The organism is Acinetobacter sp. YH12241, from assembly GCF_013417535.1.
Lineage (GTDB): Bacteria > Pseudomonadota > Gammaproteobacteria > Pseudomonadales > Moraxellaceae > Acinetobacter.
Map to the genome: position 1 here is coordinate 23,401 of NZ_VPDQ01000026.1, position 16,218 is coordinate 39,618.

Here is a 16,218-nt window from a genome sequence, read left to right on the forward strand (position 1 = left end):
ATCCTTTGTTCTTATAGTTATATGAAAGATTTATCGAGAAGCACGCATATGTTCCGGAAATGCTGGTGCTTCCATACGCGGCCCATCATAGCTTGGAATGGTGCCAAAACGCGGGTGCCCCATCATCCACTGTTCACGGGCCAGCTTCAGTTCTTCCACATCACGACCAACCAGATTCCACCACAATAAAATAGGGCTTTCAAATGGCTCTCCACCAATCAGCAAGATTCGCCCACCCGCATGAATTTCGACATCTACATACTGTAATCCCGGCTCAAGAATCACCATATTATCTTCAGTCAGTTCATGCCCATTAATACTTGCCAGACCCTCAAGGGCCATAAAGCCATATTCAAATCTTGGATCTAAACTCAAATGGGCACGGGTACTTTCAGCAGCAAATAGATCCACCCCCAAAAGTTCGGTATGCACTTTAACCGGGGATTGTGTATTTAGGAATTCCCCGACCAGGACCGTACATTGAATGCCTTGTTCTTCGATCACAGGTAATTCCGGATAATGATCAAACGCGGGAGCCATATTGATCTTGTCATCAGGTAGGGCGATCCAGAGCTGTGCTGCATGCATCTTGGTTTCAGTTTCCGGTGAAACCTCTGTATGCGAAATGCCATAGCCTGAAGTCATCAGATTAACCTGTTTCGGCCGGATCAATTGCCGGTTACCCAGACTGTCACTGTGCATCATGGTGCCTTCAATCATCCAGGTAAAAGTTTGTAGGCCAATATGCGGATGCGGTCCGATATCCAGACCATCTCCCTGAGGAAACTGAGTAGGACCGGCATGATCCAGAAAACACCAGGCGCCAATCATGCGTTTATGCCGACTCGGCAAGGCGCGTTTAATGACTGTTCCCTGCCCGATTTCCGCACGCCGTAAAGGAACTTCCTGTATGAACTGATTGATATACTTTTCACAATCATCTGAATTTGACAGTTCAATATCATTATTATTCGACATGGTTGAGCTGACCTCGGCAAGTTCATTCTGGCTGTATGCTGCATCAAGACATCTTTCCGTGATCATTACAAGATGTCTACCTCATACAACAATGTACCGCGTCTACCCACAAAATCTATCTTTGGAAATATTTCGATACGTATAAAATGTGCTACTCATCAGAACAGTTCAAATACTTAAAGGCTTCAGTCTTCCAAATCCTGTAATCAAGATCTTGGTGATGAATCATATAATCATTCAAGCACCTTACATCAGTTCGTTTAAATCAACTTATTCATCATACTCATGTTTCACGTGAAACGCCTATTTTTATTGATATAAATGATTAAAATCAGCAATCTATAAAAATGTGATCCGTATAGCTTCATATTTACAAAACAAAAATTTTGTTACGTTTTCTTTTTAAAATTCGTACTACCCCCTGATTCTAGGGAGATTTTTTTTTATTCATTTGGTCCATAATAGGACCCAATAAAAATATAATTGGATCAGGACATGTCATCCTCGAATGAAAATATATATTCAACGGCGAATATGTCTTTTCAAAACTCGACCACAGATAGATCATTAAAGTTGGCCGAATGTGATCTGCAAAATCGCCAGTTAATTGAAGATGCGCTTGTACATCGCGCTGCACCTATTCCTGCGCAATTCCAGCAGTACTTTTATAACTATCTTTATGTGCATCGTCATCAAAATCTTCGCCAGATTAATTACATGGCGCAGATCGCCTTTTTGCTGTATTTCTTTGCCGATATTTTTATTATTCCTGACATGTTTTTCCTGTCTGGCCTGATCCGGGTATCACTGGTCATTGCTGTCATGTTTTGCTGCTATTACCTGTTTAAGCATCAAAAGAATATCCGGGTTCTGGACATGATTTTGCCTGTGGGCACGACTGTGGCTGCAGCGACCTGGATTGGCCTGCTCCTGCTGTCGAGTAGCCCGCATGTGTCAACTTATATCTATGCCTCTGCGATCTTTGTTTTAATTACCAATCTCTGTGTACAGACCGAGTTTAAGGGTGCGCTGTATTGTTCTATTTTTATCGCCCTGTTTATCATGATTGGGGTAACCCATCTCATGAGTCTATCGCAGGCCTTTATTTTCGCCGTTGTTTTCACGCCTCTCTGGGCGTTTAGTATTTATATCAACTGGAATAATATCATCAACATACGGCGCTCTTTTTTACGCACTTTGCTGGATGAATGGAACTATCAAACCTTAAAAAATCTTGCTCATACTGATGATCTGACGCAGTTATTTAATCGTCGTCATTTTGTGGATATGGCGGAACGTTCAATCCATCAATGGCCAAAGCCTGCCAGCACCTGCCTATTGATGTTTGATGTCGATTATTTCAAGAGAATCAATGACAACTATGGCCATGATGTGGGTGACCGGGTGCTACAACTGATTGCTGAAATTACCCGTAAAGAAATGCGCTCTAGCGATGTGCTGGCACGTTTTGGTGGAGAAGAATTTATTGCCTTGCTGGAAGATACCCAGCTACAGGATTGCCTGATGATTGCAGAACGGATTCGCTGCTCGATTCAAAAGCAGGTGATGTACATCAATTCTGACCAGAAAATCCAGTTCACGATTTCTATCGGTATTGCTGAGCTTGAATCTCCGCAACAGGAGCTTGAAGATCTGATTAAGCATGCAGATATTGCGCTTTACGAAGCTAAGAAAGCGGGAAGAAACCGGATTCGGGTCTATCATCCCAATATGCTGCAACCGGCTAAACCGCTCTCTCCAAATCCCTGGAATGTATTTAAACCTTTGAATAAACAGGAGCAGTCTGGCGCTCATCATAAAGCGAAACAGTCTTGGTCTGCTTTGTAACCTGATAGCAAAATCAAGATTATTAGACAAGAATTTAAGAATTAGGCCTAAATTTGTTTGTGATGCTTTTCAAATAATTCCTAAAAGAATAGAATATTTTTCATACAAATATAAATATTCATCTTATTCATTTCTTTGGATTTAATGTGGGAAGGCGGCATGCCAGATAAATATGAAGAAGAAGCTCGCCTCCTGCTTCAGGATGCCCTTCACGATCCTCTTGTTCGTATTCCTGGGTCTTTAAAACCTGCCTACTTTAACCATCAGAAACAGCTCACTTTAAAATACCTGTTGCAGGTGAACCTATTCGCACAGGTGGCATATGCCTCCTACACCCTTGCCGATATTCTGGTACTGAATGACATTATGAATTTGCTCATTCTGACCAAGCTAGGCTATACCTTGGTGATCGTGCTGATAACCATCTGGATGTATCATTTTTACCGGAATTTGCCTGTATTTGACCTGCTGTTGCCGACCTCGATTATCGGAGCAAGTGCAATCTGGTTTTTTAATCTGAATCAGTCTGAAAGTCCGCATACGCTCATTTATCAATATGCTTCGCTGGTCTTTATTGTCCTGGCCAATTTATATGTACAGATCCGCTTCTGGCCTAGCCTGATTAATTCCGGTCTGATTACACTGGTGATTTATATTGGTGTGTATTTCAATACCCAAGCTGATCTGTATCAGATGTTCTTGTTTTCCCTGATCTATATGCCGGTTTTGACTTTCAGTTTATATATCAGCTGGAACTCTACACTAAAATCCCGTTTGGTATTCCTGCAACACACCCTGAATGAATATCATCGTCAGACTTTTGAAAATCTCGCCCATACTGACTCGCTGACAGGCCTGAATAATAGACGCTGTTTTGAATATCTGGTGCAACAGCTGATCCAAAAGAATCTCAAACAGCCTGCTCCAATCAGTTTGCTGGTCTTTGATGTCGATCATTTCAAGCAGATTAATGACCGTTATGGACATGATGTTGGAGATCAGGTATTGCAGATGATTGCACAGACCACACGCAATGAAATGCGACGCCATGATGTGCTGGCACGGTATGGGGGTGAAGAATTTATCGCATGCCTTCCTGAAACTTCACTGGATGATGCGTTAAAAATTGCCGAGCGTTTAAGATACAAAATCGAGAATATTGTGGTCAATCTGGAACATGGGCATCGTCTTGATTTCACCGTTTCAATTGGTGCGGCCATTCTGGAAAGTAGTGAAACGGATTTAATGGCGCTGATTAAACAGGCTGATATTGCCCTGTATCAGGCTAAAGCCAATGGTCGGAACAGAGTGGAATGTTATGATCCTGAACTGGATCAGAGCTTGCTTGGAGAACTTCAAAACTGGCAGGTTAAACCGGTTTAAATGTCATTTGAAAGATAATAAAAAAAGAGCGCCGAAGCGCTCTTTTTATAAGGATATATCTGAACCGTCAGACACTGCCGCGAGCACAGCTCTTGGCATAATTTAGGCAAGAAGCGTTGCTTCTTGAAATCCCTAAATTACTCCCATTCAATTGTTGCTGGTGGCTTAGATGAAACGTCATACACCACACGAGAAACTTCAGCAATTTCGTTCATGATACGTGTAGAAATACGGTCTACCAGGTCATATGGAAGATGTGCAAAACGCGCTGTCATAAAGTCGATGGTTTCAACTGCACGAAGTGCAATTACCCATGCATAACGACGGCCATCACCGACCACACCCACAGATTTCACTGGTTGGAATACGGCAAAAGCTTGAGCAGTTTTGTCGTACCAGCCGCTTGCGCGAAGTTCTTGCATGAAGATGTCATCAGCAAGGCGAAGAATATCAGCATATTCTTTTTTCACTTCACCTAAGATACGAACACCAAGGCCTGGACCTGGGAACGGATGACGGTAGATCATGCTGTGTGGCAAGCCTAGAGTCGTACCTAATTTACGTACTTCATCTTTAAACAGGTCACGCAATGGTTCAACCAGGTCAAATGCCAAATCTTCTGGCAAGCCACCTACGTTGTGGTGCGACTTGATGACATGTGCCTTACCTTGTTTGCTGGCAGCAGATTCAATCACGTCTGGATAAATCGTACCTTGTGCAAGGAAGGTTACGCCATCGAGCTTACGCGCTTCTTCAGCAAAGACTTCAATAAATTCACGACCGATGATTTTACGTTTTTTCTCTGGATCAACTTCTCCAGCCAATGCAGAAAGGAAACGATCTTCAGCATCAGCACGGATCACGCGGATCCCCATGTTGTCTGCAAACATCTGCATCACTTGATCGCCTTCGTTCAAACGAAGCAGACCGTTGTCTACAAATACACAAGTCAACTGATCGCCAATTGCCTTGTGTAGAAGTGCCGCTACAACTGATGAATCCACACCACCTGAAAGACCTAACAATACTTTTTCATCGCCAATCTGTTCACGAAGCTGTTCTACACGCAGGTCAATAATATGTTCTGGTGTCCACAGACCACGACAACCACAAATCTGGTGTACAAAGTTAGACAGTAATTCTGCACCTTTCGAAGTATGTGTCACTTCAGGGTGGAACTGGATCCCATAGAAACGGCGGGTTTCATCAGACACCATGGCAATCGGGCAGCTTGATGTGCTTGCAGTCACCTGGAAGCCTTCTGGAATGCGTGCAACCTTGTCACCATGACTCATCCAGACATGCAGCTGGTTTTCACGGTCTTGCAGCTGACCAATCAGCTGGTCACGTACCACGATATCCACTTCTGCATAACCGAACTCATGTACAGTACCTGGCTCAACTTTACCGCCAAGTTGTTCACACATGGTTTGCAAGCCATAACAGATACCCAGTACAGGTACACCTAACTCAAATACCACTTGCGGCGCACGCGGGCTGCCTTCCAGGTGAACACTTTCAGGTCCACCAGACAAGATGATACCGTTTGGATTAAATGCGCGAATGTCTTCTTCAGACATGTCATAGGCATACATTTCAGAATATACACCAGCTTCACGGACACGGCGTGCGATGAGCTGACTATATTGAGAACCGAAATCCAGAATCAGGATACGATCTTCAGTAATTTGAGTATTGGTAGTCATGACAAACAACTATGAAAGGCAAACGAAAGATAAGCGCCGTATTCTAGCATTTTTATTAGGCTTAAGCACACTATTCCCATCAGCATAATAATTAAGCAGTTTATTTTTTTAGATGGAATAACGCTTTCGATTCAACAGAGGAGTCTTCCCTTCTCTCCACAGAATTCAGCGTATTTATCACCCTATCTGGATTTCAACCATTTTAAGATCGGCCAGTTAAGTGGCTATTGAAAGTTTATTTCGCTTACCTCTATCCTCTATTACGGTCTTCACTTGGATGGCGTTAAGGGTTAAACATGGGAGCCACCTTTTAATTTTTATTTTAATGACGTTTTCATGCCAAGCCGGTTTTTGCAGGAATTCACCGCCAATTTGTAAGATAAATTTTTAATTCACCCATCAGGGATGAGCAGGCAATTATTTTCCTTTTCGGTACTGACTTTCATGCCCCAGACTGTTAGGATTTGATCACCTTTTCGCTTGTTTTTTCCCTATGGAACTGCTTGATTTTATCCTCCACGTTGATGATCACCTGCTCGAATTCATTACCAATTACGGCATCTGGATTTATGGCATTCTTTTCCTGATTATTTTTGTTGAAACGGGACTAGTGGTGATGCCGTTCCTGCCGGGAGACAGCCTGTTATTTGCATCAGGTGCGCTGGCGGCTTCAACGGGTGCTATGGATCCATGGGTACTGATTCCACTACTGTTCACTGCGGCAGTGCTGGGCGACACCCTGAATTATCATATTGGTAAATATATTGGACCACGTGTATTTGAGATTGAATCACGTTTTATTAATAAAAAACATTTGCTGGCTACCCAGCAGTTCTTTGTCAAACACGGCGGCAAAACCATTATTTTTGCCCGTTTCATTCCTTTTGCACGTACCTTTGCACCTTTTGTTGCCGGTGCGGGAAGTATGAATTATAAATATTTCCTGACTTACAATATGATCGGTGGCTTTCTCTGGATTAGTTCATTTGTGATCCTGGGTTATCTATTCGGCAATATGCCAATCGTCAAAGATAATTTCACTCATCTGATTTTTGGCATCATTATTTTAAGTGTTATGCCAGGTGTGATTGGCTTTATTCAGCAGAAACTCAAGAAAAATAAAATTGCCTAGAAGCCTAGAGCTGTTGAGCAAACATTTACTCCAGCCAATTAATCAACAAGGGCACCAGACAAAGCAGTAAAAACAGAGCCGACCCTTTATAAATCAGGTCGGCTTTTCTTTTTGCCGACTCTCCCGCCAGAATCGCCTGTCCGAAGATCATCCAGAACAACGCAACCAGCAAGGCAATCCCAGTAAAAATGGCAAAGATCAGAACAAAGTTACTCGGACTTTCCCAAGTAGAGAGCGGTAAGATTCCGGTTGCCAGAAGCGCTGCTTTGGGATTTTTCAAGGTTCCCTTAAACATCTGCCAGGGACGGATTTGAGGATGACTCTGATTATATTGTTCCAGTTGCCGCGCTTTGAATAAATGAAAGGTCATCCAGCCCACACCAATTGCGCTCAGTACATGTACCAGTTCCTGAAAACTGGGCCAGATCGGTGAAAACAGATGAACCAGCAAAGCCCACCCGTTTATCGCATATAAATACCCCACCATAATGACGGGAATATACAGACTGGTTTTGGCTGTTCCCTGCTGATAGGCAGAACTGGCCACCAATGCATTGGCAGGTCCAGGGATCATCAGCACTGCTATTGTTGCAAAAACAAAGAGCCAGTTTTCAATCATGGTGGTTAGACATATCAGATAAGGTGATTACCTTAACCAATCTCGTGTTCTGATCACAAGACGAGATCTTTCAAAATTTTATGCGCATCGGTCATTTTTTCTGGCAAATACTGTGAACTCTGTCACTTGACCAATCACTTTTAAGATAGAAAAAATGCCGACTTAAAGTCAGCATTTTTTTGATGTTTAGAGGGCTATTTATTGGTGTTTTGACGGATCACAATTGGGCAAGCTTTAAATTTTGCAGCTTGTACAATAGCTTCCTGTTCACCCAGTAGACGTGCCGTTTCAGTGCGCTTGGTATTGGAAGATTGTCCCATATTCACTGATACACTCGGACCAATGCCCCAGCCGCCGCGGCTGCCCCAGCCACCACCGACGCCTACCCCTACGCCGACACCTGTACGTTTAGGCGGCTCAACACCATTATCAAGATACTGCTGAATACGGTTGTATTCACCCTGAAGCTGCTGACAGTTGAGGGTCTGATAATGGGTCGGTGAAACATAGGTCGGTTTGACCGTCGTTACACAGGCACTCAGCAAGCTAAGTATGCTGATTGCCAGACTTATTTTCACAAGTTTCATAGTTAACTCGATCTTAATGCTGCTCTATCTCATTGAACAATGATTGATAGGCCTGAGTCAATTTATGATCAGTTGCCAAGTGAATTAATGGCTGATTTTTTTGATGTGACTCTTTCATCAGCACCGACGGCGGCAACATGCTGTTCAGCACCGGAAGACCTTCATCTATCAGTTGCTGTACCACTTCGCGTGGCAGTTTTGCCTGAGCCTGAAACTGGTTGACCACGATGCCTTCAATTTCCAGACGTTCATTATGATCATCCTGAGTTTCGATGACATTTTCAATCAGAGTTTGTAAGGCCCGTTTAGAAAACACATCACAGTCAAACGGAATCAGGACACGGTCTGCAGCAATCAGTGCTGAAAGCGTAAAGAAATTAAATGCCGGCGGAGTATCGATAAACACCCGATCATAATGCTCAGAAAGCGACTGCAAGGCATCGCGCAACTTATAAATCTTATGCTTGGATTCCAGTGCATGGGCTAATGTACCCAAACTCGGACTCGCTGGAATGACATCCAGATTTTTAAAAGGTGATTGATGCAGATAACTTTCCAGCCCTTTGGCCCGGGTCTTGAGAATGGAGCCAATCGCATTACCAATTAAGCTTTTGCTCTGCTGATTCCCCAATACATCTTCAAAATAGTTTTCAATATTCGGCTCCAGCGCCGGCTTGTCACTGGAATAGGTTGCATCATCCCCTAGTAAATACTGGCTGGAGTTTGCCTGCGGATCAAGATCGATCAACAGGGTTTTAAGCCCCTGATGCGCACTGATTGCAGCCAGATTGACTGCAATACTCGATTTCCCTACCCCACCTTTCTGATTGAATACCACACGAGTATGCATAAACACCCCTCTTTATTTTTCTAATGATCAGTATGTTTTACTTCATTGACTGATGAATAATTTAGCCAAAATTCGGCTTGATCATGACCAATACCATAATCGCAATAAGTGAAACCACAGCAATAAATAAGCCAGCACGGCGTTGTACCAACAGGATTGAATCATCTTTTTTATAGGCTTTGCCCAGGGATGAAATTAGCACCAGGAATAAAATGATTTTGGCATAAAACCAAGGCTGTACATCAAAATTCTTTAAAAACAGGGCAATAATCCCAGTTAAGGCAATCACGCTAATGACCAGGTGCTGCAAAGCGACCAGAAATACACGTGCTTTTGGATTCGGCTGATTGCCCTGTGTATCCACAAACAGGGTAATAGCACGTGCAAGAATGGCCACAATGGCCAGTCCTGCCGCAGACATATGAATAATCTTGACTAAAAGCTGGGTATCCATAAAATCCTCTTAGTTTTTCGGTGCATGTGCACATTCTGGACTAGACGTGTCCTGTCCTGTCCACTCTTCAGGCAAGAAAGCATGAATTGCCAAGGCATGAATTTTATCTTTAGAAAGCAAATCACCTGCCGCAGCATAGACTTTTTGATGGCGTTGTACCGCACGCAGGCCAGCAAAAGCTTCGCTGACAATCACCGCCTTAAAATGCGATTCCTTACCCGGGAAATATCCACCATGACCTGAAGATTCATTCACGACTTCCAAATAAGTAGGTGACAATTGTGCCAAACGGTCTTTCAGTTGTTGTTCTAAGCTCATGGCCTGACTCCGATTCAAGATATGGGTCCAGTATACCCTGTTCTATCCGCTATTTCGGTGCAAGAAATGTCTGCAATTATTTGATTGTGCCGAGATTTCATTAAATTTTGCATAAATTTTGTCTAATTGTCTGGAAGCACAGAGAATATTGCTTTTATTTTATGCAATCGACACAAGATTTTTCATAAAGTTATTGACCCTGTTTTTGCATGCTGTATTATACACGGCATGCGGGAATAGCTCAGTTGGTAGAGCACAACCTTGCCAAGGTTGGGGTCGCGAGTTCGAGTCTCGTTTCCCGCTCCAAATTCTTTTTTGTTCATTTTTTAAAGTAAAAAATTGATCGACCCTGCGGGAATAGCTCAGTTGGTAGAGCACAACCTTGCCAAGGTTGGGGTCGCGAGTTCGAGTCTCGTTTCCCGCTCCAGATTCAAAAAGCCTCAGTTGAATGACTGGGGCTTTTTTATTGTTGTTTTATTCAATATTTTACTTCATAAGAAATTTTTATACTTAAAAAAGTAAGTTTACAAAAGTGCTCTTTCAAAACTGTGAACAAAAAACCGTGTAGATGATGCTCCAGAGTATCAATCATACAAGATAAAAAAAACTCCAAAACAAAAGATAGTATTAGCTACTACTAAGTGGCTTATGTTAAACAAGATCAGCTTGCCTAGATCCTAAATATTGATGCCGCGGAGCCTGTTAATAATTTCTGTCATTGCTTCTTAATAAAAAAGCAACTAATATGCTTCTTATACCACCAAAAAGCAATAAATATGTCTACACTAAATAAGTCTTTACTACAGCAAATCAAAAAAAGACGAACCCAATTGGGCTTAAAGCAAGTTGATATGCAATCCCGTACAGGCATTTCAAGACAGCAGTACCAAAAACTGGAAAGTCAGGGCAACCCTCGATTAGAGACCTTAGAAATTATAGCGGCAGGATTAAATGCTCAACTGATGCTCATCCCTGATGATAAGGTTCATTTGATTAGACAATTATTGAATGATGAAATTAAAGTCACTATTGAAGATCAGGATGACTTAATGACTAACCCATGGAAGGGTCTTCTCGGAGGAGAGGAACCATGAATACTGTTGCCGTCCTGAAATTAACATTACATCACGGTATCGTTGGATACTTGGCAGGATTTCAGAGCGGAAAAAATATTCTGGTTTTTACAGATTCTTTCCGCTCTGATCAGCAACGCCCGACCTTGAGCCTGCTGACTTCCCCCTTGTATCCTCAAGTGGATAAGATTTTAGAAAAGACCTATGTTACACATCAGCGTTTACATCCCTTGCTATCAAACTTGCTACCAGAAGGTGCATTACGCGAACTGATTGCACAAAGCCTCAAAGTACATATAGACAATGAATTTCAGTTATTGGCAGCTTTAGGTCATGATTTACCTGGGGCACTAATTGCAACCCCAGTAGATCCAGAAGAAATCCCAGATGGAATAAAATTTAAGCTTCAGATCTCGAATCCAGATCAGATATTAAAACAAGAGATTCGGACAAATAATAAGTTTTCCTTGGCCGGCGTCCAAATGAAGTTTTCCATGAAAGCCAAAGATGGGCGTTTTACATTAGCACAGGCAACGGAAACGACTCTACTCGGGGACTGGATTGTCAAAACTCCTTCTTCCAGACATGCCTTTGTTCCGCTAAATGAATATTCTATGATGAGCCTTGCCAAAATGGTCGGAATAGATGTCCCTGAGATTCGCTTGGTGGATATGGGACTCTTACAAAACCTTCCACCATTAAATTTACCCCAAGAGCAATATGCTTTTGCAATCAAAAGATTTGATAGACAGAGTACTGCTGATACTACAGAGCTTATTCACATCGAAGACTTTGCTCAGATCTTCGGTGCATATCCACAGCAGAAATACAGCACCACAAATTATGAGCAGATAGGAAAGATCATTTATCAATTTTCAGATAACAAAATTCTTGATATTCAGCAATTTGCCAGCCGCTTACTTGTCAACATTTTGCTCGCCAATGGAGATGCACACTTAAAAAACTGGAGTATGATTTATCAGGACAAAAGAACACCAAGATTATCTCCCGCATACGATATATTGATGACTAGTGTATATATTGAAAATGAGCTTCATTTCGCATTGAATCTTGCCAAAAATAAAGATTGGTATTTAGCTGAGATGAAACACTTTGAACAATGGGCTGAAAAAGTCGGTGTTCCATGGCGTGTTATTGAAAAACAACTTCACGCCATTATGGACAAAGCACGGTCAGTATGGCCAGCGCTATTACTAGACTTACCTATGATTTCTGTTCATAAAGAAAAATTAAGAGAACATTGGAAAAAATTGCATCCAGACTTTCAGATACTTACAGATGATTAGAGGAAACCTGTAACCAAGCTAAAATTTCTCAAACAATTTCATCACATCATTTTCCGTCAGTTTCGCTTCTCCCTCATGATCTGTGCTTAGAATAGACTGTGCCAGTTCTGCTTTATTCTGCTGCAAGGCAATAATTTTTTCTTCTATGCTTTTATTGGTAATCAGCTTATACACAAATACCGGCTTGTCCTGTCCAATCCGCCATGCACGATCTGAAGCTTGATCTTCAGCAGCAGGGTTCCACCATGGATCATAGTGAATGACCGTATCTGCGGCAGTTAGATTCAGACCAACCCCTCCTGCTTTCAGACTGATTAAAAATACCGGCACTTGTCCAGACTGAAATGCTGTAATGACTTCATCTCGCTTTTTGGTCTTTCCAGTCAGCTTCACATAGCCAATTTTTGCGTGATAGAGCTGTTGTTCAATCAGTTCCAACATTGAGGTAAACTGAGAGAAAATAAGAATTTTTCGTCCCTCTTCCACCATTGGAACAACCATATCCATCAACTGTTCAAGTTTGGCAGAATACGCCTGCCCGGTTTTAACTGAATCCAGTTTCAGCAAGCTAGGATGACAACAGACCTGACGCAGCTTCAGCAAGGCATCTAAAATTTGGATTTGACTACGCTTAAAGCCTTTTTCTGCCACAATTTTCTGAATATTTGCCTGCATCGTGGCGCGAACAGCCTCGTATAGCTTGGATTGCTGCTCATTCATGTCAATATTGACTTCAATCGTGGTTTTTTCAGGCAATTCCTTGGCAACGTCAGTTTTCAAGCGACGTAAAATAAAGGGTTTAATGCGGTTTACCAACTTTTGCCTTAACTGCTGATCACCGCGTTTTTCAATAGGATAGCGGTACTTTTTATTAAAGATTTCTTGTGAATATAAAAATCCTGGCATTAGAAAATAAAATAGTGCCCACAGCTCACCCAAATGATTTTCCATAGGTGTACCAGTTAGACATAGACGATGTCGCGCTGTTAATTGCCGTACTACCTGTGCAGCTTTGGCACGCGGATTTTTAATATTCTGCGCTTCATCCAGAATGAGTTGATGATATTCATATTGCTTCAGTTGCTCTTCATCTCTCGCCAAGAGCGGGTAGGTGGTTAACACAATGTCATAGTGTGAAATCTGCTCAAAATACTGATGGCGGTCGGGGCCTTGTAGCAGCAGTACCTTGAGCTCAGGGGTAAATTTTTCCGCTTCTTTGAACCAGTTATGCATCAGCGATGTGGGGGCAACAATTAAGGCGGGTCTGTCCTGCAAATGACCAGCCTGCTTTTCCATGAGTAAGTGGGCTAAAGTTTGTGCTGTTTTCCCCAAGCCCATATCATCTGCCAGAATCCCGCCATGCTGGGTTTCCCTTAAAAACTGTAACCAGCCTAAGCCCTGCTGCTGGTATAGACGCAACTCCCCCTGAAAACCTTGTGGTGTCGGCAGTTGTTGCTGATAGCCTTGTTTGAATTTATGTACAAATTTCTGCAGGCGATCACTGACCTGCCATGTCATCCCAAGATTATGCTGCAATTCTAATAATTGACTCGCATCATAGCGATCAATACTGCGCTCTTCTTGCTGTAAAATGCTCTGCAGATGCAATAATACCGGCTTAATATCCCTAGCGGATAGCGCCAAATCAGGTTGATCAACTGCAGTTTTCACAGTGAAAATTTGACTGTCATGCAGATGAATAAAAGTCCGCGGATCAAGTAAATCAGGATTTACTCGCACCAAAGCTACGAGCGCATCAAGTAAATTATAAGAATTGCCTGCACTGTCTTGAACCGTCGCCCCGATATTGAACCAGTCCTGCTGGCCTTCAGATTCAGTGATAGAAATATTTAAATTTTCAACATATTGCAGGTTAAAGGGGCTGTTTTCCAGATGCTCTATCTGCCAGCCCATCAACTCAATTTGATTGATGGGCATCAGCTGTTTGATCCAGTCTCCATAGAACGCAAAAACCATAGAATCGAGACGTTGTTTATCCAGTTTTAATTGCTGGTAATAATTAAGATCTTTCACCCACTTCAGTGATTCGACCAACAGCTGTAAACGCTGGATTGACTGTTGTTCCTGAACTAAATCCCGAAGCTGTCGCACCATTTTCCCATGCTGCTCACCAATAAAACTGTCACCTGATGTACCTGCTTTTATTCGCCCACCAGCATAGGAAAATTCAATTTCAGCACAAACAGACTCTTCCCATTTCCAATCAAATTTATCTAAAACACCGAAGCGTAAAATTGGCTGGGGACTTCCCTCAAGGACATCAATATGCTGAATAGACTCGGGCCGAGGCAGATTTTTCACGTCTGAATATTGATGAGTCATTTTCTCAAACTCTGGCAAGAGCATAGATGGAAGATCAGGCATCTGTAAAAAATGGTACAGAAGATTTGCCGTATATTCACCATATAACTGGCCCACCGTGTTCTGTTGAATATCCACATAACATGGTGGATGGCTCGCGAGAATCTGAATATGTGGATTTGATTTCAAATCGAGTCGAATATCACCATTGACCAATTCAATGTTTAAATGCTCTGTCTGTTGTTTAGCCCCTTGTTCCCATCTAAATTCGATGTTGTAGCCTTGTTCTGACCATTGAAGTGCAGTATGGCTCTTTTTTTGCCAGTACACATCGCCACTTTGAATAAAAGATTTGAAATGCTCCAATAAAATTCTGGAGATATCAAGATTGCTTTGATAAAAGCGTTCGTCACTGTTTATTTTGGCATAATAATAAATCTGGTTAAATAATTGTCGTTTTTGTTCAGGTAAAGTCAGATGCTTTCTGGTGATATTTTCATATTGGGTATAATAACTTTCCCCCGCAATTGAGCCGTTTTTATTGCGTCTGGCCTTCTGAACATCAACTGTCAATTTCTTTAAGCTGACAGACTGATCTAGCAGGTAAATTAAATAATTGTTTGTTTTGACAGATTGCTCTGGTTCAGTCTGTTGTAAATACCGTTTAAAATCATTCAACCAGCGCTGCGCCTGATCATCCCCCCGTTGGCGTTTTGCGATTCCCTGCGGGGATTGAGAGTCAGCATAACGCTGCTGAAATTCCTGGCGATATTCCTGAAAGAATAACCGCGCTAAAGCAGCAGCATGTTTACAGTTATATCCAACCGGACAAGTGCAGTCGTCATCGATTAAACGGTCTTTTTGGGGATTATAGGTAATTGCGGTATCGTAATAATCTGTTCCTTCAATTTGGGCATACATCGTAACCCCGTCTTTTTCCTCAAAGAACTCAATCGTTTCCCTATCAATGTGTTTAGCATAGCTCAGACTGCGCTGAAGAGTTGCAGTACTAAAGCGAGATAGAAAATTGATCAATGAGGACATAATTACCAGAAACCAAAAATGTTTATACAATTATAACGGACAAAGCTGTCATTTCAGAACAGTACTGCTCGCCAACGTATCAAAAGGAAATAAATCCATGCTCAAAAACTTAATGTTTACTACAATGGATGGGGTGAATATTGGCTTTGGGGTACATTGGTTTCCTCAACCGCAATCACAGGTCGGCCATTAATCGCCTTTGAATACAGTGCAGAAGCGATCAGTAAAGGTTTAGAACTTTCCTCCACATCAAATGGATATCATGGGTGAGGCACTGAATATTCCTCGACAAGCTCTTGTGAAACTTGGTACTCAGGAAGCAGAACTTTGTGTCCAAGAAGTTGATGAAATTATTGGCTCGATTTGTAAGGTTACAATCTGATTCAGCAATATCGCTCATGACCTATTACCTGGACAAATTCAAGCAGAGACTCTCCAACTGATCCAAAATAGGATTGAGCATAATATTCATGGCTCTAGACTAGCAGATTTACACTTAATTTTACCTAATGAGGTTCCACAGCTCAGTTGCTAACTCATTAGGTTCCCTCATCCAACGCCATTCAGTTTCTTTAAGATGATAATCAAAGTACTCTT

General features: G+C 42.1%; 13 protein-coding genes, 2 tRNA genes and 2 pseudogenes. 8 read left to right on the forward strand and 9 right to left on the reverse strand.

What is annotated here, in order from left to right; genetic code table 11:
• Positions 1 to 30 precede the first annotated feature (30 nt).
• Positions 31 to 978, reverse strand: coding sequence for a pirin family protein (locus tag FTV18_RS12600; protein ID WP_159124122.1), 948 nt, complete (start codon positions 976 to 978; stop codon positions 31 to 33).
• Positions 979 to 1,473: 495 nt separating this feature from the next.
• On the opposite strand from FTV18_RS12600, the gene FTV18_RS12605 reads away from it, so the two are divergent.
• Positions 1,474 to 2,826 (forward strand): GGDEF domain-containing protein, encoded by a 1,353-nt coding sequence (locus FTV18_RS12605; protein ID WP_180018355.1) that lies wholly within the window; start codon positions 1,474 to 1,476, stop codon positions 2,824 to 2,826.
• 159 nt (positions 2,827 to 2,985) lie between these two features.
• Positions 2,986 to 4,209 (forward strand): GGDEF domain-containing protein, encoded by a 1,224-nt coding sequence (locus FTV18_RS12610; RefSeq protein ID WP_180018357.1) that lies wholly within the window; start codon positions 2,986 to 2,988, stop codon positions 4,207 to 4,209.
• Positions 4,210 to 4,346: 137 nt separating this feature from the next.
• Here the strand turns inward: FTV18_RS12610 and guaA are convergent, their stop codons facing one another.
• Positions 4,347 to 5,915, reverse strand: coding sequence for a glutamine-hydrolyzing GMP synthase (gene guaA, locus FTV18_RS12615; RefSeq protein WP_179992737.1), 1,569 nt, complete (start codon positions 5,913 to 5,915; stop codon positions 4,347 to 4,349).
• A 493-nt stretch (positions 5,916 to 6,408) separates the two neighbouring features.
• On the opposite strand from guaA, the gene FTV18_RS12620 reads away from it, so the two are divergent.
• Positions 6,409 to 7,047, forward strand: a complete 639-nt coding sequence (locus tag FTV18_RS12620; RefSeq protein WP_034704672.1) for a DedA family protein — start codon at positions 6,409 to 6,411, stop codon at positions 7,045 to 7,047.
• 25 nt (positions 7,048 to 7,072) lie between these two features.
• On the opposite strand, the gene FTV18_RS12625 is transcribed toward FTV18_RS12620, so the two are convergent.
• The 5 genes from FTV18_RS12625 to FTV18_RS12645 all read right to left on the reverse strand — a co-directional run bounded on the left by FTV18_RS12625 (position 7,073) and on the right by FTV18_RS12645 (position 9,875).
• Entirely contained in the window at positions 7,073 to 7,666 is a 594-nt protein-coding gene (locus FTV18_RS12625; RefSeq protein ID WP_180018358.1) for a threonine transporter RhtB, read from the reverse strand.
• 194 nt (positions 7,667 to 7,860) lie between these two features.
• Positions 7,861 to 8,253: a hypothetical protein gene (locus tag FTV18_RS12630; RefSeq protein WP_180018360.1), complete on the reverse strand. Its 393-nt coding sequence runs from the start codon at positions 8,251 to 8,253 to the stop codon at positions 7,861 to 7,863.
• A 13-nt stretch (positions 8,254 to 8,266) separates the two neighbouring features.
• Complete coding sequence (locus FTV18_RS12635) at positions 8,267 to 9,103, reverse strand: ParA family protein (RefSeq protein WP_180018362.1); 837 nt, start codon at positions 9,101 to 9,103, stop codon at positions 8,267 to 8,269.
• Between the two features lie 61 nt (positions 9,104 to 9,164).
• Positions 9,165 to 9,557, reverse strand: coding sequence for a SirB2 family protein (locus FTV18_RS12640; RefSeq protein ID WP_159124117.1), 393 nt, complete (start codon positions 9,555 to 9,557; stop codon positions 9,165 to 9,167).
• A 9-nt stretch (positions 9,558 to 9,566) separates the two neighbouring features.
• On the reverse strand, positions 9,567 to 9,875 hold the full coding sequence (locus tag FTV18_RS12645; RefSeq protein WP_004780643.1) for a BolA family transcriptional regulator: 309 nt from the start codon (positions 9,873 to 9,875) through the stop codon (positions 9,567 to 9,569).
• A gap of 230 nt (positions 9,876 to 10,105) precedes the next feature.
• Between FTV18_RS12645 and FTV18_RS12650 the strand changes: the two genes are divergently transcribed.
• The 4 genes from FTV18_RS12650 (at position 10,106) to FTV18_RS12665 (ending at position 12,255) form a co-directional block, all read left to right on the forward strand.
• Positions 10,106 to 10,181, forward strand: a tRNA-Gly gene (locus tag FTV18_RS12650).
• 45 nt (positions 10,182 to 10,226) lie between these two features.
• Positions 10,227 to 10,302 (forward strand) — tRNA-Gly (locus FTV18_RS12655).
• Between the two features lie 349 nt (positions 10,303 to 10,651).
• Complete coding sequence (locus FTV18_RS12660) at positions 10,652 to 10,969, forward strand: helix-turn-helix domain-containing protein (protein ID WP_180002657.1); 318 nt, start codon at positions 10,652 to 10,654, stop codon at positions 10,967 to 10,969.
• Positions 10,966 to 12,255 carry a type II toxin-antitoxin system HipA family toxin gene (locus FTV18_RS12665; protein WP_180018365.1) on the forward strand — a complete coding sequence of 430 codons (1,290 nt, stop codon included), beginning with the start codon at positions 10,966 to 10,968 and terminating at the stop codon, positions 12,253 to 12,255. Before FTV18_RS12660 ends, FTV18_RS12665 begins: the two co-directional genes overlap by 4 nt.
• A gap of 18 nt (positions 12,256 to 12,273) precedes the next feature.
• Here the strand turns inward: FTV18_RS12665 and FTV18_RS12670 are convergent, their stop codons facing one another.
• Complete coding sequence (locus tag FTV18_RS12670) at positions 12,274 to 15,621, reverse strand: DEAD/DEAH box helicase (RefSeq protein WP_180018367.1); 3,348 nt, start codon at positions 15,619 to 15,621, stop codon at positions 12,274 to 12,276.
• A gap of 247 nt (positions 15,622 to 15,868) precedes the next feature.
• On the opposite strand from FTV18_RS12670, the pseudogene FTV18_RS12675 reads away from it, so the two are divergent.
• A pseudogene (locus FTV18_RS12675) lies at positions 15,869 to 16,156 on the forward strand (hypothetical protein); the annotation flags it as partial.
• On the opposite strand, the pseudogene FTV18_RS12680 reads toward FTV18_RS12675, so the two are convergent.
• Positions 16,124 to 16,218, reverse strand: a pseudogene (locus FTV18_RS12680) (IS1595 family transposase); the annotation flags it as partial. The pseudogenes FTV18_RS12675 and FTV18_RS12680 sit on opposite strands and share 33 nt — an antisense overlap.